This is a genomic window from Micromonospora sp. NPDC050495 (genome assembly GCF_040655175.1).
In the GTDB taxonomy this organism is placed as follows: domain Bacteria; phylum Actinomycetota; class Actinomycetes; order Mycobacteriales; family Micromonosporaceae; genus Micromonospora.
Map to the genome: position 1 here is coordinate 147,067 of NZ_JBFAJK010000010.1, position 15,273 is coordinate 162,339.

General features: G+C 73.9%; 16 protein-coding genes. 13 read left to right on the plus strand and 3 right to left on the minus strand.

The genetic code is table 11. The features are described from left to right. Nucleotides 1-13: 13 nt before the first annotated feature. The 9 genes from AB0I11_RS13745 (at nt 14) to AB0I11_RS13785 (ending at nt 7,162) form a co-directional block, all read left to right on the plus strand. Entirely contained in the window at nt 14-1,000 is a 987-nt protein-coding gene (locus tag AB0I11_RS13745; RefSeq protein ID WP_357318637.1) for an acetaldehyde dehydrogenase (acetylating), read from the plus strand. Continuing rightward, nucleotides 997-2,112 carry a 4-hydroxy-2-oxovalerate aldolase gene (dmpG, locus tag AB0I11_RS13750; protein ID WP_357318640.1) on the plus strand — a complete coding sequence of 372 codons (1,116 nt, stop codon included), beginning with the start codon at nt 997-999 and terminating at the stop codon, nt 2,110-2,112. The genes AB0I11_RS13745 and dmpG overlap by 4 nt, the downstream gene beginning before the upstream one ends. Continuing rightward, the gene (locus tag AB0I11_RS13755) at nt 2,109-2,882 is read left to right on the plus strand and encodes a fumarylacetoacetate hydrolase family protein (protein WP_357318643.1); all 774 of its coding nucleotides are present in this window, start codon (nt 2,109-2,111) and stop codon (nt 2,880-2,882) included. The genes dmpG and AB0I11_RS13755 overlap by 4 nt, the downstream gene beginning before the upstream one ends. After that, complete coding sequence (locus tag AB0I11_RS13760; RefSeq protein WP_357318647.1) at nt 2,879-3,301, plus strand: RidA family protein; 423 nt, start codon at nt 2,879-2,881, stop codon at nt 3,299-3,301. The genes AB0I11_RS13755 and AB0I11_RS13760 overlap by 4 nt, the downstream gene beginning before the upstream one ends. Then, nucleotides 3,298-3,822, plus strand: coding sequence for a 3-hydroxyanthranilate 3,4-dioxygenase (locus tag AB0I11_RS13765; RefSeq protein WP_357318650.1), 525 nt, complete (start codon nt 3,298-3,300; stop codon nt 3,820-3,822). The genes AB0I11_RS13760 and AB0I11_RS13765 overlap by 4 nt, the downstream gene beginning before the upstream one ends. Further along, a complete protein-coding gene (locus AB0I11_RS13770) occupies nt 3,822-4,838 on the plus strand; it encodes an amidohydrolase family protein (protein ID WP_357318653.1) in 1,017 nt (338 codons plus the stop codon). Before AB0I11_RS13765 ends, AB0I11_RS13770 begins: the two co-directional genes overlap by 1 nt. Before the next feature lie 98 nt (nt 4,839-4,936). Then, entirely contained in the window at nt 4,937-6,400 is a 1,464-nt protein-coding gene (locus tag AB0I11_RS13775) for an amidase (protein ID WP_357318656.1), read from the plus strand. A gap of 74 nt (nt 6,401-6,474) precedes the next feature. Next, nucleotides 6,475-6,762, plus strand: coding sequence for a hypothetical protein (locus tag AB0I11_RS13780; protein WP_357318772.1), 288 nt, complete (start codon nt 6,475-6,477; stop codon nt 6,760-6,762). Beyond that, nucleotides 6,749-7,162, plus strand: coding sequence for a DUF5130 family protein (locus tag AB0I11_RS13785; RefSeq protein ID WP_357318659.1), 414 nt, complete (start codon nt 6,749-6,751; stop codon nt 7,160-7,162). Before AB0I11_RS13780 ends, AB0I11_RS13785 begins: the two co-directional genes overlap by 14 nt. 192 nt (nt 7,163-7,354) lie before the next feature. On the opposite strand, the gene pepN is transcribed toward AB0I11_RS13785, so the two are convergent. Beyond that, nucleotides 7,355-9,901 carry an aminopeptidase N gene (gene pepN, locus AB0I11_RS13790; RefSeq protein ID WP_357318664.1) on the minus strand — a complete coding sequence of 849 codons (2,547 nt, stop codon included), beginning with the start codon at nt 9,899-9,901 and terminating at the stop codon, nt 7,355-7,357. Nucleotides 9,902-10,125: 224 nt separating this feature from the next. Between pepN and AB0I11_RS13795 the strand changes: the two genes are divergently transcribed. The 4 genes from AB0I11_RS13795 (at nt 10,126) to AB0I11_RS13810 (ending at nt 13,146) form a co-directional block, all read left to right on the plus strand. Then, complete coding sequence (locus tag AB0I11_RS13795; protein ID WP_357318666.1) at nt 10,126-10,749, plus strand: DsbA family protein; 624 nt, start codon at nt 10,126-10,128, stop codon at nt 10,747-10,749. A gap of 163 nt (nt 10,750-10,912) precedes the next feature. Further along, nucleotides 10,913-11,287, plus strand: coding sequence for a hypothetical protein (locus tag AB0I11_RS13800; RefSeq protein WP_357318669.1), 375 nt, complete (start codon nt 10,913-10,915; stop codon nt 11,285-11,287). Between the two features lie 115 nt (nt 11,288-11,402). Further along, nucleotides 11,403-12,611 carry a DUF1015 family protein gene (locus AB0I11_RS13805; RefSeq protein ID WP_357318672.1) on the plus strand — a complete coding sequence of 403 codons (1,209 nt, stop codon included), beginning with the start codon at nt 11,403-11,405 and terminating at the stop codon, nt 12,609-12,611. Between the two features lie 64 nt (nt 12,612-12,675). After that, nucleotides 12,676-13,146, plus strand: coding sequence for a ribose-5-phosphate isomerase (locus tag AB0I11_RS13810; protein WP_357318675.1), 471 nt, complete (start codon nt 12,676-12,678; stop codon nt 13,144-13,146). 297 nt (nt 13,147-13,443) lie between these two features. On the opposite strand, the gene AB0I11_RS13815 is transcribed toward AB0I11_RS13810, so the two are convergent. After that, the gene (locus tag AB0I11_RS13815; protein ID WP_357318678.1) at nt 13,444-13,872 is read right to left on the minus strand and encodes a hypothetical protein; all 429 of its coding nucleotides are present in this window, start codon (nt 13,870-13,872) and stop codon (nt 13,444-13,446) included. Nucleotides 13,873-14,048: 176 nt separating this feature from the next. After that, nucleotides 14,049-15,269 (minus strand): GNAT family N-acetyltransferase, encoded by a 1,221-nt coding sequence (locus tag AB0I11_RS13820; protein ID WP_357318681.1) that lies wholly within the window; start codon nt 15,267-15,269, stop codon nt 14,049-14,051. Nucleotides 15,270-15,273: the final 4 nt, after the last annotated feature.

Here is a 15,273-nt window from a genome sequence, read left to right on the forward strand (position 1 = left end):
GCGGAGTGCCGGCATGAGTGTCGGGGTGGCGGTGCTCGGGTCGGGCAACATCGGCACCGACCTGATGATCAAGGTGCTGCGGCTCAGTACCGACCTGCGGATGGTCGCGATGGCCGGCATCGACCCGGCCTCCGACGGTCTGGCCCGGGCCCGCCGGCTTGGCGTGGCGACCACCGCCGACGGCGTGGACGGCCTGGTGGCCATGCCCGAGTTCGCCGACGTCGAGCTGGTCTTCGACGCCACCTCGGCCGGCGCGCACCGCCGCCACGACGAGGTGCTGCGCGCGCACGGCCGGACCGTGGTCGACCTGACCCCGGCCGCGGTCGGCCCGTACGTGGTCCCGCCGGTCAACCTCGACGAGCACCTGCACGAGCCGAACGTCAACATGGTCACCTGCGGCGGGCAGGCCACCGTGCCGATCGTGCACGCGGTCGGCCGGGTCACCCCGGTCGCGTACGGGGAGATCGTCGCCTCGATCGCCTCGAAGTCGGCCGGCCCCGGCACCCGGGCCAACATCGACGAGTTCACCGAGACCACCGCCCGGGCCATCGAGGTGGTCGGCGGCGCCGGGCGCGGCAAGGCCATCATCGTACTGAACCCGGCCGACCCGCCGCTGCTGATGCGGGACACCGTCTACTGCCTCTGCCCGGACGCCGACGCCGACCGGGCCGCCATCGCCGCCTCGGTGGCCGACATGGTGGCCACCGTGCAGGAGTACGTCCCCGGCTACCGGCTCAAGCAGGACGTGCAGTTCGACCGGGTGGACACCTACGCGCCGGTCCTCGGCCGGCACTTCACCGGGCTCCAGGTCTCGGTCTTCCTGGAGGTCTCCGGCGCCGGGCACTACCTGCCCGCGTACGCCGGGAACCTGGACATCATGACCTCGGCCGCGCTACGCACCGCCGAGCGGCTGGTCGCGCTCCGGACGGCGGCCGGGGTGAGCGCGAGGAGCGCGGCGGAGCGGAGCCCCGCGGTCGCGCACAACGGGGGGATCGCATGACCGACCTCTACATCCAGGACGTGACGCTGCGCGACGGCATGCACGCCATCGCCCACCGGTACACGGTGGACCAGGTGCGGACCATCGCCGCCGCGCTGGACGCGGCCGGGGTGGCCGCGATCGAGGTGGCGCACGGTGACGGGCTGGCCGGTTCCAGCGTCAACTACGGCCACGGCGCGGCCGGCGACGCGGACTGGATCGCCGCGGCCGCCGAGGTGCTGACCAGCGCGCGGCTCACCACCCTGCTGCTGCCCGGCATCGGCACCATCGCCGACCTGAGGGCGGCGAAGGCGCTCGGGGTGACCAGCGTGCGGATCGCCACCCACTGCACCGAGGCGGACATCTCCGCCCAGCACATCTCCTGGGCCCGGGAGAACGGCATGGACGTCGCCGGGTTCCTGATGATGTCGCACATGAACGATCCGGCCGGGCTGGCCGCACAGGCCAAGCTCATGGAGTCGTACGGGGCGCACTGCGTCTACGTGACCGACTCCGGCGGCCGGCTGCTGATGTCCGACGTGGCCGAGCGGGTCGACGCGTACCGGCAGGTGCTGGAGCCGCAGACGCAGATCGGCATCCACGCCCACCACAACCTGTCGCTGGGCGTGGCGAACAGCGTGGTGGCGGTCGAGCACGGCCGGATCCTCGGCGCCGGGCCGCTCGGCTCCCCGTCCGGGCGGACCGTCCGGGTGGACGCCTCGCTGGCCGGCATGGGCGCGGGCGCCGGCAACGCCCCGCTGGAGGTCTTCGTGGCCGTCGCCGAACTGCACGGCTGGAAGCACGGCTGCGACGTGTTCGCGCTGATGGACGCGGCCGACGACGTCGTCCGGCCGCTCCAGGACCGGCCGGTGCAGGTGGACCGGGAGACGCTCTCCCTCGGCTACGCGGGCGTCTACTCCAGCTTCCTGCGGCACGCCGAGCGCGCCTCCGCGAAGTACGGCGTGGACGTCCGGTCGATCCTGGTCGAGCTGGGCCGGCGCCGGATGGTCGGCGGCCAGGAGGACATGATCGTGGACGTGGCGCTCGACCTCGCCGGCACGGAGGCCGTGCGCGCCAGGAGTGAGCCGGGCCCGCGGGCCCCGGAGCCGCGAACGAAGGGTGGCGCAGCATGATCGGGCCGGACATCGCGGGCATCGCCGAGAAGCTGGGCGCGGCGGCCGACACCGCCAGCGCCATCCCGCAGCTCGCCGCCGAGACCGGCCTCGACGTCGACGCCGCGTACGCGGTGCAGACCGCGCTGCTGCAACGCCGGCTGGACCGGGGTGAGCGGCTGATCGGGCTGAAGATGGGGCTGACCAGCAAGGCCAAGATGGCCCAGGTGGGCGTGGACGAGGTGATCTGGGGCCGGCTCACCGACGTGATGCGGGTGCCCGACGGTGGCACGGTCGACGTGGCCGAGTTCATCCACCCCCGGGTCGAGCCCGAGGTGGCGTTCCTGCTGGACCGCCTTCCCGAGCCCGGCGAACCGGTCGGCGCGTTCACCGAGGCGGTCCGCGCGGTGGCCCCGGCGATCGAGCTGATCGACTCCCGGTACGCGAACTTCACCTTCTCCCTGCCGGACGTGATCGCCGACAACACCTCGGCCGCGGCGTTCGTGGTCGGCCCCTGGTCGCCGGTGCCGGACGGGCTGGACAACCTGGGCGTGCTGCTGGAGATCGACGGCCGGGTGGCCCAGGTCGGCTCGACGGCGGCGATCCTCGGCGACCCGCGCCGGGCCCTGGACGAGGGCCTGCGGCTGGCCGGCCGGCACGGCGTGCGGCTGCGCGAGGGCTGGGTGTTCCTGGCCGGCGCGGCCACCGCCGCCGTGCCGCTGCGCCCGGGCGCGCACGTCCGCGCCGTCGTCGAGAAGCTGGGCGCGGCGTCGCTGCGAGCTGCGTCGTGACCGCCCGGGTGGTGGCGGGGAAGGCCGTGCCGCGGGGGGCGTTTCCGCACGTGAAGGTGGCCGGCGGTTTCGTCTTCGTGTCCGGCACGTCGTCGCGCCTCCCGGACAACACCTTCGCGGGCGTGACGGTGGACGAGTTCGGCACCACCGACCTGGACATCCGCGCCCAGACCCGGGCGGTGATCGAGAACATCGGCGACCTGCTGGCGTCGGTCGGGGCGGACCTGGCCGACCTGGTGCAGGTCACCAGCTACCTGGTCAACATGAACGACTTCGGTGGCTACAACGAGGTGTGGGCGGAGTTCTTCGACGCCACCGGTCCGACCCGGACCACGGTGGCCGTGCACCAGCTCCCGCACCCGCACCTGCTGATCGAGATGCAGGCCGTGGCCCTACTACCGTCGGGAGGTCCGTCATGAGTGAGATCGCCGAGCCGTTCAGCTTCTCCGGCTGGATCGGGGAGAACCAGCACCTGCTCAAGCCGCCGGTGGGCAACAAGGAGATGCTGCCCGGCAGCGACGACTTCATCGTCATGGTGGTGGGCGGCCCGAACCAGCGCACCGACTTCCACGTCGACCCGTACGAGGAGTTCTTCTACCAGGTCAAGGGCAACATGCACATCAACCTGATGCTGCCGGAGGGCCCGCGTACGGTGCACGTCCGCGAGGGCCAGATGTGGATGCTGCCGCGCAACACCCCGCACTCGCCGCAGCGGCCGGAGGCCGGCTCGATCGGCATGGTCATCGAGCGGGTCCGCGAGGAGGGCACCCTGGAGAAGTTCCGGTGGTACTGCTCCGAGTGCAGCCACCAGGTGCACGAGGTGGAGCTCCAGGTGCGCGACATCGCCGCCGACCTGCCCCCGGTGTTCCAGGCGTTCTACGCCGACGAGAAGGCCCGCACCTGCACCAACTGCGGGGCGCTGCACCCGGGCAAGGGCTGATGACCGGACCTGCCGCGCGGCCCCCGCTGGTGGACGTGCACACGCACGTCGTACCGAAGGGGTGGCCGGACCTCGCCGCGGCCTGCGGCGGGTCCGGCTGGCCCTGGCTGCGGGTGGACTCCGAACGCGCCGCCATGATCATGGTGGGCGGGACGGAGTTCCGGCCGGTCGGCGCGGAGTGCTGGGACGCCGGCACCCGGCTCGCCGACATGGCCGCCGACGGGGTGGACGTGCAGGTGGTCTCGCCCACCCCGGTCTTCTTCAGCTACGACCGCCCGGCCGACCAGGCGGTCAAGGTGGCCCGGATCTTCAACGACCTGACGCTGGAGGTCACCGCGGCCGGCGGCGACCGGCTGGTGCCGTTCTGCCAGGTGCCGTTGCAGGATCCGGACGCCGCCTGCGCCGAGCTGGACCGCTGCCTGGCGGCCGGGCACGCCGGGGTGGAGATCGGCAACCATGTCGGCGACCGGGACCTCGACGACGCCGGCATCGTGCGGTTCCTCACCCACTGCGCCGAGGTGGGCGCCCCGGTCTTCGTGCACCCGTGGGACATGCCGGGCGGCCCCCGGCTGGACCGCTGGATGGCCCGCTGGCTGGCCGGGATGCCCGCCGAGACGCACCTGTCCGTGCTGGCGCTCATCCTCGGTGGGGTCTTCGACCGGGTGCCGGAGACGCTGCGGATCTGCTTCGCGCACGGCGGCGGCAGCTTCCCGTTCTGGCTGGGCCGGGCCGACAACGCCTGGCACCGCCGTGGCGACCTGGTCCGGGGCGCCTCCACCGCCCCGCCCAGCAGCTACGTCAACCGGTTCAGCGTCGACTCGGTGGTCTTCGAGCCGGCCGCGCTGCGGTTGCTGGTCGACACGATGGGCGAGGACCGGGTGCTGGTCGGCAGCGACTACCCGTACCCGCTGGGGGAGCGGCCGGTGGGGCAGGTGGTCCACAAGGCCGACTTCCTCACCGCCGACCAGCGGGACAAGCTGCTCGGCGGCAACGCACTGCGCTTCCTGCACGGTTGACACCGAGTCGCGGCGAGTCGGGATGTCCCTGCGCAGGGACAGGCCGACTTGCCGCACGGTGAGTCGATTAAGCCGCGGTCAACGGGCAGGATGGCGGTATGGCCGAGCCGCACGACCTGACCGCGCTGGAACAGGCCGCCGCGATCCACCGGGGTGAGCTGTCCAGCGTGGAGCTGGTCGAGCACCACCTGCGCCGGGTCGACGCGCTCGCCGACACCGTCGGCGCGTTCGTCACCGTCACCCCGGACCGGGCCCGGGCGGCCGCGCGGGCCGCCGACGCCGTGCCGGTGGACGAGCGCGGGCCGCTGCACGGCGTACCGACCGCGATCAAGGACCTGACGCTGACCGCCGGCGTACGCACCACCTTCGGCTCGGCCGCGTTCGCCGACTTCGTCCCGCCCGTCGACGCCGACGTGGTGCGGCTCATGACCGACGCCGGACTGGTCAGCCTCGGCAAGACCACCACCTCCGAGCTGGGCTGCTCGCTCTACTCGGAGGGTCTGGTGGCGCCGCCGGCCCGCAACCCGTGGCACCTCGCGTACACGGCGGGCGGGTCCAGCGGCGGCGCGGCCGCGGCGGTCGCCGCCGGCCTCGTACCGGTGGCGCAGGGCTCCGACGGCGGCGGCTCGCTGCGCATCCCGGCGTCCCTGTGCGGCCTGGTCGGTTACAAGCCGAGCCGGGGCCTGGTCTCCGGCGGCCCGCTCGGCTTCGGCGCGTTCGGGCTGCCCACCAACGGCCCGCTGGGGCGGACCGTCACCGACGTCGCGGCGCTGCTCGACGTGCTCGCGCGGCCGGTGCCCGGTGAGCCGTACCTGCCACCGGTCCCGCCCGCCGGCGGCTACCTGGCCGCCGCCCGGGACGCCGTCCCGGACCGGCTGCGGATCGGCCGCTTCACCGCGCCGATGCTCGCCGACGTGCCGGTGCACCCCGACTGCCTGGCCGCCGTCGACCGGGCCGCCGAGCTGCTCACCGCGGCCGGCCACGAGGTGGTCGAGGTTCCCGCGCCGCTCGGCCCCGCGGCGTGGCCGCTCTTCGAGACCGTCTGGTACGTGCTGGCGCTCGCCCCGGTGCCCGCCGGGCGGGAAAGCGAGCTGCTGCCGCTGACCCGGTTCCTGCGCGAGCGGGGCGCGGCCGTCGGCGCCGGCGCGCTGATGGCCGCGCTCGGCGAACTCCAGGCCCAGGTACGCCTCGGCGTCCGCCGCACCGCCGGCTGCGACCTGCTGCTCTGCCCCACGCTGGCCGCCCCGCAGGCGCCCGTGGGCGCGTTCGCCGGCCTCGACCCGGCGGACGATTTCGACCAGCAGCGCCGGTTCTCGCCGTACTGCGCCATCTTCAACGTCACCGGCGACCCGTCCGTTTCGCTGCCGGTCGGTCGCACCGCCGACGGGCTGCCCGTCGGGGTGCTGCTCACCGGTCGGTACGGTGCCGACGCGACATTGATCGGTGCTGCCGCGCAAGTGGAGCACGCCTGTGGCGGATGGGATCAGCACCCCGCAATCTGGCGGGCGGCCGGCTCCGCTAACGTGAACATCACAAGCGGGATCGGGTACGCGTCGGAATGACCGTCCACCCGACCCGGAACATTCCTGGTCTCTCTTTCCGCCTGGGGGCGTTGGGATTGTCTGTTACCGAGACGTTGGTGGTCTTCGTCGGCATCCCGACGGCCGTGGTGCTGGTGATCGCCGGCCTGGTGTTCGCCGGCAGCGGCCGTGGCGGCGGTGGCGGCGCGAAGCGCTACCGGCCGGGCCGGCGCTTCGACTTCACTCCGGTCTGGTTCCTGGGCCGTCCGGAGCAGCTGGCCGACTCGGCCGGCACCGCACTGGCCGCCGGCGCGCAGGCGCCGGCGCTGACCAGCCGCAAGCAGGAACTGGCCGGCCGGGAGGCGCCGGCCGGTGGAACCGGAGGCGCAAGTGACCGTTGGTGAGAAGCAGGCGGCGGCGGGGGTCGGTAACCCGCCCGAGGTGCTGGACGGGCCCTTCTCGACCCGCCAGCTGCTCCGCATCGACGAGGCGCTGCGCCTGGCCGACAAGGGCACCGGGCTGGTCTTCTCGGTCTACGTGGGCGGCCTCGACGAGCCGATCCGGGAGCACGCCGAGCGGCTGCACCGGCAGCTCGCCGAGCCGGACCGCTCGGTGCTGATCGCGGTGTCGCCCAACCAGCGCCAGCTGGAGATCGTCACCGGCCGGTACGCCCGCAAGCGCATCCCGGACACCTACGCCAAGCTCGCCGCGCTCTCCATGGTGGCGTCCTTCGGCGGCGGCGACCTGGCCGGCGGCGTCATCCAGGGCCTCGACCAGCTCGCCAGCCACGCCGGCAAGGGCTGAGCCCACCCGCAGCCACGACGAAGCCCGGTCCGCGAGCAACGCGGGCCGGGCTTTCTCGTGCTCGACTCAGCGCGGCCAGGCGCTCGGATCGAGGAGCATCGGCCAGGGCTCGTCGACCTGCTCTCCACCCGATAAACGGCCGGGGCCGGCGTGGGTTCCCGCCCACGCCGGCCCCGGCCGCGTGCCGCTTCCTCAGGCGCTGCGAGCGTCCCGCTCGCGGGCCTTGAGCGCCCGGACGACGCCGTCGCGCCCCTCGGCCACCAGCCGGCGCAGCGGCGCCGGGTGACCCTCCTGGGCCAGCCAGCCGTCGGTGGCCGTCACGGTGTCCTCGTCGACCAGGTACGCCGGGTAGGCGAGCTGGACGAACTCCTGCGCCGGCTCGCTGTCCCGCTGCGCCCACACCTGCGCCACGGTGGCGAAGTACCGGTCCCGGTAGGGCGCGGTCAGCTCGACCTGCGCGGGGTGGGTGAAGCCCTGCAGCAGCGCCCGGTTGCGCCAGTTCGGCAGCGCCTCCGGGCCGGTGAGCTGCGCCCACACCGCCGCCTTGTTCTCCGCGGTCGGCACCAGCGCGTGCGCGTACGCTGCCTCCCGCTCGCCGCTGGCGGTGCGGTCGCCGGCCAGCTCGGCCTCCACCTCGGCGGTGCCCGCCGCGCCGTTGGCCACCAGCGACTGCAGCACCGTCCAGCGCAGCTCGGTGTCCACGGTCAGCCCGGCCGGCACCTCCCCGCCGTTGAGCCAGCCGCGCAGCGTGGCCAGGTCCTCGGCGGAGCGGGCCGCGGAGGCGTACGCCCGGGCCCAGGCGAGCTGGAAGCCGCTGCCCGGCTCGGCCGCCGCGAGCGCGGTCCGCGCGGTCCGGGCCAGGTCGGCCCAGCCGGTCGGCGCCCAGTCCGGATCGACGTAGAAGGTGAGCGTGGTGGTCGCCTGCCGGAGGGTCGCGGTGACCAGGTTGATGTCGGTCTCCGCCGGCAGCCCGGCGAGCACCAGCGCCACGTAGTCGCGGCCGGACAGCTCCGCGTCCCGGGTCATGTCCCAGGCGGCGGTCCAGCACAGCGCCCGGGCCAGCGACGCGTCGAAGCCCGAGATGTGCTGCACCACGGTGGCCATCGACCGCTCGTCCAGCCGCAGCTTGGTGTACGTGAGGTCGTCGTCGTTGAGCAGCAGGACGTCGGCGGCCGGCTTGCCGTGCAGCGCGGTGAGCTCGGTGACCTCGCCGGTCACGTCCACCTCGACCCGCTCCCGCCGGACCAGCCGCCCGTCGGTCAGGTCGTAGAGGCCCACCCCGATCCGGTGGGTCCGCAGCGTCGGGTACCCGGCCGGCGCCTCCTGGCGGACCAGCACCCGCTCGTACCCGCCGTCGGCGCCGATCGTCACCTCGGGGCGCAGCGTGTTGACCTGCGCGGTCTCCAGCCACTGGGCGGCGAACTTGCGCAGCTCCCGGCCGGAGGCCGTCTCCAACTCCGACAGCAGGTCGTCGAAGGTGGCGTTGCCCCACGCGTGCTTGCCGAAGTACGCCCGCAGGCCGGCCAGGAACGGCTCCTCGCCCACGTACGCGACGAGCTGCTTGAGCACGCTGGCGCCCTTGGCGTACGTGATGCCGTCGAAGTTGACCTCGACCGCCTCCAGGTCCGGCATCTCGCAGTAGACCGGGTGGGTGGAGGAGAGCTGGTCCTGCCGGTAACCCCAGTTCTTGCGGATCGACAGGAAGGTCGTCCACGCCTCGGCGAAGCGGGTGGCGTGGGTGTTGCACCAGTGGCTGGCCCACTCGGCGAACGACTCGTTCAGCCACAGGTCGTTCCACCAGCGCATGGTGACCAGGTCACCGAACCACATGTGCGCCAGCTCGTGCAGGATCGTGTTGGCCCGCTGCTCGTACTCGAAGTCGGTGACCTGGGAGCGGAAGATGTAGTGCGACTCGGCGTGCGTGACGCAGCCGAAGTTCTCCATCGCGCCGGCGTTGAAGTCCGGCACCCAGAGCTGGTCGTACTTGGGCAGCGGGTAGCGCACCTGGAACTGCTCGTGGAAGAAGTCGAAGCCCTGCTTGGTGATCAGGAACAGGTCGTCGGCGTCCAGGTACCGCGCCATCGAGGCCCGGCAGAACACACCCAGGTCGATGCCGTCGTGGCTGTCCCGCACCTCGTGGTACGGCCCGGCGCAGAGCGCCGTGATGTAGGTGCTCATCCGGGCCGACTCGGCGAAGTGGACGGTCTTCAGCGCCTCGCCGGCCGGTTCCTCGCGCGCCACCGGCATGTTGGACACCACCCGCCAGTGCTCGGGGACGGTGGCGTGCCAGGTGTAGACGCTCTTCAGGTCGGGCTGGTCGAAACAGGCGAAGACGCGTTGCGCGTCGGCCGTCTCGAACTGGCTGTAGAGGTAGGTCTCACCGTCGACCGGGTCGACGGTGCGGTGCAGGCCCTGGCCGCTGTTCGAGTAGGCGAAGTCGGCGTCGACCACGAGGACGTTCTCCTCGGCCAGGCCGGTCAGGGTGAGCCCGTTCTCCGCGGACCAGCCGGAGAGGTCCACCGGCGTACCGTTGAGCGTCGCGGCGCGGACCGAGTCGGCGGCGGTCTCGATGAACGTGCTCGCTCCCGGCTCGGCGCAGCGGAACCGGACCTCGGTCACCGAGCGGAACGTCCGGCCCCCGGCCTGTACGGCGGTCGACAGGTCAAGGCTGATGTCGTACCCGGTCACGTCGAGCAGGCGGGCCCGCTCGGTGGCCTCGACCTGGGTCAGGTTGCGCACTCCCGGCACTGTTCGTCTCCATCCCACTCGTCTCGCCGCGCCCCGCGGCAGCGTCTCACCGGCCAGCTCGTGACGACCGGCCAAAACCGAGTCTTCCATGCACGGACGGGCGGCGGTGGCCGAGGTCACGCTCTCATTCCGGTACCGGTCGATGCCGCGCGGGGTGAGGATCGGAGTAGCGGCGCGCCGGGGTCCGGCGCGCGAAGTCGTGAAGGGATATCACCGTGACCGAACGTGTCGCTGTGGACATGTGGTTCGACCCGCTCTGCCCGTGGGCGTGGATCACCTCCCGCTGGCTGCTGGAGGTCGAGCAGGTCCGGGACGTGGAGATCCGTTTCCACGTGATGAGCCTGTCCGTGCTGAACGAGGGGCGGGACCTGCCCGAGCAGTACCAGGACCTGATGCAGAAGGGTTGGGGCCCGGTACGGGTCTGCATCGCCGCCGAGCAGGCGCACGGCGGTGAGGTGCTGGCCCGCCTCTACACCGCCCTGGGCACCCGGATCCACCTCGGCAAGGAGGAGCTCGGCCGGGAGCTGCTGGTCGGCGCGCTGACCGATGTCGGGCTGGACCCGGCGCTGGCCGACGCCGCCGATTCCACCGAGTACGACGAGGCGCTGCGGACCAGCCACGAGGCGGGCATGCGGCCGGTCGGCACCGACGTCGGCACCCCGGTGATCCACGCCCCGGGCCCGGACGGCCGCCAGGTCGCCTTCTTCGGCCCGGTGATCACCCCGGCGCCGAAGGGCGAGGCAGCCGGCAAGCTGTGGGACGGCGTCCTGCTGGTCGCCGGCACGCCGGGCTTCTACGAGCTGAAGCGCACCCGCGAGCAGGGCCCGATCTTCGACTGAGGGACGGGCGCGGGCCTGCTTCCGCACACCGCCCGTGCCGTAGTGCCTCCGCCGAACCCCGCGCCGCCCACCGTCACCCGGGCGGCGCGGGGTTCGTTTCACCGGGTGTCCCAGCCGGCGGCCCACCCGGCCGCACTCCCGGCAGCTCCTGGAGGCGTTTTCCATGGCCAAGCACCGCCGCATGCCCGACGACGAGCCGCAGCCGGCCACCGGGGAGTCCGGTGCGACGTACTGGTCGGTGACCGAGGGCGACTGGCCGGACGTCCGGCCGACCCTGCCCACCGAGATGGTCGATCTGCTGGCCCCGCCGATCGTGGTCGGGGTGGCCCGGGTGGTGGCCACCTCCCGGATGAGCCCGCCCGGCGACCCGGACGGGCCGGCCCGGACATCGGCCCCGGTCCGCGCCGCCACCGTCGGCGGCCGCCCGCCGCAGGGCGGCACGACGACGGTACGGCTCGCCACCGCCGCCGCCACGACCTCCCGGCCGCCCACCCCGGCCCCGGGCCGCCGTCCCTCCGGCCGGCACCGCACCTCCTGACCGGTTGAAGCCGTCGGCGCCGCCGGGGGCTCGAGCCGGGCCCGCTCCTTTCATCTGGTGGACGGGGGCGAGTCCGCCGGTGGGGCCCGTGCGGGCGCGGGTAGCGTCAGCGGGCATGACGGTCGTGCATCCGATCGCCCGGGCCTGGATCACCACTGGCGGCACCGGCGCGCAGAACTACGACGAGTTCGCCGACGACGCGGAAATCACCGCCATCATCGAGGCGAACCCGCACAGTGCCCTGGGCATCGAGATGCCCCACCGGGCGCCGGAGAGCGTCGGGAAGTCCTTCCTCGACGCGCTCCCGGACGCGGTGGGCCGCCTCGCCGAGGCCAAGGCCGACGGCAGCTACACCCCGGCCGAGCAGGTCGTGGTGCTCTACCGGATCAGCGCCCCGGGCGAGGAGACCGCGTACGGGCTCTTCGCGATGGTCGACACCGACCAGATCTCCACCCGGGCCGACGAGCCCGGCCTGGTGATCCGCAACGAGGACGTGTTCATCGCCAAGGTGCGCGAGCGGGTCGCCCTGGCGGAGGCGCTCGGGCACCTGCTCTCGCCCGTACTCCTGCTCCAGACCGGGTGCGGCGACGAACTGCACGCGGCGCTCGCGGCGGCGACCGACGGGGCGGGCGCGCCGGCCGCCACCGACGTGGACCAGGCCGGGCGGACGCACGCGATCTGGCTGCTCGGTCCTGGCCCGGAGCAGGACGAGCTGACCAACCTGGCGGGCGGCGGCGAGCTGGTGGTGGCGGACGGCAACCACCGCAGCCTGGCCGCGCAGACCGGCGGCTTCCCGCGCTTCCTGTCGGTCATCACCACCCCGGCGTCGGTCGCCATCCAGCCCTACAACCGGCTGGTCAGCGAGCTGACCACCACCCCGGCGGAGCTGCTCGACCGGCTCCGCGCGGCCGGCGCGGAGATCACCGCGCTGCCGAGGCCGGCCGAGGTTCCCGCGACCGGCGGCACCGTGCACCTCCACCTCGCCGGTCAGGGGTACGCGGTGCGCCTGCCGCAGGTCGGCGGGGCCCGGCTGGAGAACCTCGACCACGCGCTGGTGGAGCGGCTGCTGCTGCGCGACGCGCTCGGCCTCGATCCGGGCGACAAGCGGATCACCTACGTCGGGGGCGACTATCCGGCGAGCTGGCTCACCGGCGAGGTCGACGCGGGCCGGGCCGAGCTGGCCGTCCTCATCGCCCCGGTGACCGTGGACGACTTCGTCGCGGTGAACCTGGCCCGGGAGAAGATGCCCCGCAAGAGCACCTGGTTCACCCCGAAGGCCCGCGCGGGCCTGGTCGCCGCGGAGCTGCCGCAGCCGATCTTGTGACGAATCCGCCTTCGGGCCGCCGCCCGCGCGCCGGCCCGGAGGCGGGCCTGTCAGACTGCCCGGTATGCGCGTCTACCTGGGATCCGATCACGCCGGCTTCGAGCTGAAGGTGCACCTCGCCAACCACCTGGCCACGCAGGGGTACGAGGTGGTCGACGTCGGCCCGCACGCCTTCGACCCGGACGACGACTACCCGGCGTTCTGCCTGCACAGCGGGCAGCGCGTGGTCGACGACCCGGGCAGCCTGGGTGTGGTGATCGGCGGCTCCGGCAACGGTGAGCAGATCGCCGCCAACAAGATCGCCGGGGTACGGGCCGCCCTCGCCTGGAACGTCGACACCGCGCAGCTGGCCCGGGAGCACAACGACGCGAACGTGATCGCCGTCGGCGCCCGCCAGCACACCCTCGACGAGGCGACCGCCCTGGTGGAGGCGTTCCTGACCACGCCGTTCTCCGGCAACCCGCGGCACGCCCGGCGGATCACCCAGGTCGCCGAGTACGAGCAGACCCACCGCCTCCCCGACCTGCCCGCCTGACCCCCCCGCCGCCGGCCCGCCCTGCGCCGTCGTCGGGCGGGTTCTGCGTCGTCGTCGGGCCGGTCCTGCGTCGTCGGGCGGGTTCTGTGTCGTCGTCGGGCCGGCTCTGCGTCGTCGTCGGGCCGGTCCTCCCACCGCCGGGTTCTGCGCTGTCCGCGCCGGTCCCGCGCTGTCCGCGCCGGTCCCGCGCTGTCCGCGCCGGTCCCGCGCTGTCCGCGCCGGTCCCGCGCTGTCCGCGCCGGTCCCGCGTTGCCCAGGGCCGGCCGGGGTCGGGGCGTCCGGTCCTGCCCGGGCGGGTCAGCGGCCGTTGCGGGGCAGTTCCTCGCGCGGAACCCAGTTCCGGCGGACGATCACCACGCGGGCCTCGGCCTCGGCCAGGTCGTCCTCGGTGGGCCGGGCGGCGTCCCGCGCCCGCAGCGCCGCGGTCACGCTGACCTGCGAGGACCCCGAGCCGACCAGGCCCCGCAGACCCCGGTCGCCGTCCTCGCCCGACGGCCCGGACCGGCGTCCTCGCGGCTCCGACGACTCCAACTCGGCCCGTCTGGCGCCGCGCGGTGACCGGCTGCCGTCGTCCGACGGGTCCAGCTCGGCCCGTCTGGCGCCGGGCTTCGGCCGGGTGCCTTCGTCGTACACCGGGGCCGTGCTGGCGGTGTGCCCCGCACCCTCCGGCGCGTCGGACTCGCCCTGGTGCCGCAACCGCCGTCGCCGCCGCTCCGCATCACCCACCCCCCGACCGTACCGCCCCCGCCCCGCCCAAGCCTGCGCCGATCATGGAGTTGTGGTTCCCGGCTTGTCCGGCTTTGCGGCTTACATCCACCGCCACAACTCCATGATCGACGAGGAGGGGGGCGGGGGCGAGGGCGAGGAGGGGGCGGGGGGCGGGGGTGGGGCGGGGCAGGGGGTTAGAAGACTTCCATGGGGGAGGGGGCGCGGTGCCAGGTGAAGGCGGGGGCGGTGGTGGCGACGGTGCCGGGGACCAGTTCACGTAGCCGGCCGGCGGCGGCGAGCGCCCCGAGGCCGCTGCCGCCCAGGTAGAGCTCGCCCAGGGCCTGGACGTCGGCGGCCAGCGCCGCCGGGGCGGTGCTGGCGACGCACTCCGCGCCGTCCGGGCCGCCGACCAGCCGCCACCGGCCGGTGTTCTCCGGCAGCAGGTCGTCGGTCACCTCGATCACCACGTCGACGTCGGTGGCGTACCGGCGGGCGGCCAGCGCGGCGGGCAGGTCGACCACCCGTACCCAGAGGGCGTCGGAGAGCTGGGCGCCCAGCGCCCGCGGCTCGTTCAGCAGCCAGAACAGCGGCTCGTCCACGGCGGCGGTACGGAACGACAGCCGCCGGGTCAGGTCGATCGAGAGCAGCATCCGCCACAACGCCCGGTACGCGTCCGGCGTCGCGGCCACCACCTCGTCGACCCGGACCTCGCCGCGCGGCCCGCCCCGCTCCCACGCCTCCCGGGTCCGGTAGAGGGCGTACCCGTCGACGCCGTCCCCGCCCTCGTGCAGCAGCACCCGGCGCTCGGTCGCGCCGTCGCGCCGGGTCTTCACGTCGGCGAGCAGGTACGCCCACCAGCGCTCGTCGCGGCTGGACCAGCCGGGCCGGTCGGCGCGCACGCGGTCGTACAGCCGGGCCAGGTCGGCCTGGTGCCCGGCCGGACGGTCCAGCCGGAGGGTGCCCTCGGCGGCGGCCGGTTCCGGCAGCCGCAGCTCGGCGGTGTCGCACTGGAGGTGGTAGCGCTGCGCGGCGAGCCCGTAACCGAACCGGGGGTAGATCCGGCCCTCGCTGGCCCAGAGCACCGCCACCGGTTCCCGGCCGGCGTCCCGGATCTCGCGGAGCTGCCGGCGCATCAGGGCGGTGAGCAGCCCGCGCCGGCGGTGGGTGGGCAGGACCGCGACCATCGTCACGTGCGCCGCCGGCAGGCTCGCGCCGGGCACCTGCAGGTCCCGGGTGTACGCGGCGGCGTGCGCCACCGGGCGCCCGCCGTCGCGCACCAGGAGGGCGCGCTCGGGCTCGAACACGCCGCGCTCGACCTCGCTCAGCTCGGGGTCGGGGTCGTCGTGGAAGGCCAGGTACAGCAGCGCGCTGATCTCGTCGAAGTCCTCGGCCCGGGGCACCGTCACGTCCGTCATCGGC

What these genes read in the sequence shown, in the direction of transcription:
- AB0I11_RS13820 (WP_357318681.1), bottom strand. Translation starts at nt 15,269, where the DNA reads ATGACGGACGTGACGGTGCCCCGGGCCGAGGACTTCGACGAGATCAGC.
- AB0I11_RS13765 (WP_357318650.1), top strand. Translation starts at nt 3,298, where the DNA reads ATGAGTGAGATCGCCGAGCCGTTCAGCTTCTCCGGCTGGATCGGGGAG.
- AB0I11_RS13800 (WP_357318669.1), top strand. Translation starts at nt 10,913, where the DNA reads ATGGCCAAGCACCGCCGCATGCCCGACGACGAGCCGCAGCCGGCCACC.
- AB0I11_RS13745 (WP_357318637.1), top strand. Translation starts at nt 14, where the DNA reads ATGAGTGTCGGGGTGGCGGTGCTCGGGTCGGGCAACATCGGCACCGAC.
- AB0I11_RS13810 (WP_357318675.1), top strand. Translation starts at nt 12,676, where the DNA reads ATGCGCGTCTACCTGGGATCCGATCACGCCGGCTTCGAGCTGAAGGTG.
- AB0I11_RS13775 (WP_357318656.1), top strand. Translation starts at nt 4,937, where the DNA reads ATGGCCGAGCCGCACGACCTGACCGCGCTGGAACAGGCCGCCGCGATC.
- dmpG (WP_357318640.1), top strand. Translation starts at nt 997, where the DNA reads ATGACCGACCTCTACATCCAGGACGTGACGCTGCGCGACGGCATGCAC.
- AB0I11_RS13805 (WP_357318672.1), top strand. Translation starts at nt 11,403, where the DNA reads ATGACGGTCGTGCATCCGATCGCCCGGGCCTGGATCACCACTGGCGGC.
- AB0I11_RS13755 (WP_357318643.1), top strand. Translation starts at nt 2,109, where the DNA reads ATGATCGGGCCGGACATCGCGGGCATCGCCGAGAAGCTGGGCGCGGCG.
- AB0I11_RS13770 (WP_357318653.1), top strand. Translation starts at nt 3,822, where the DNA reads ATGACCGGACCTGCCGCGCGGCCCCCGCTGGTGGACGTGCACACGCAC.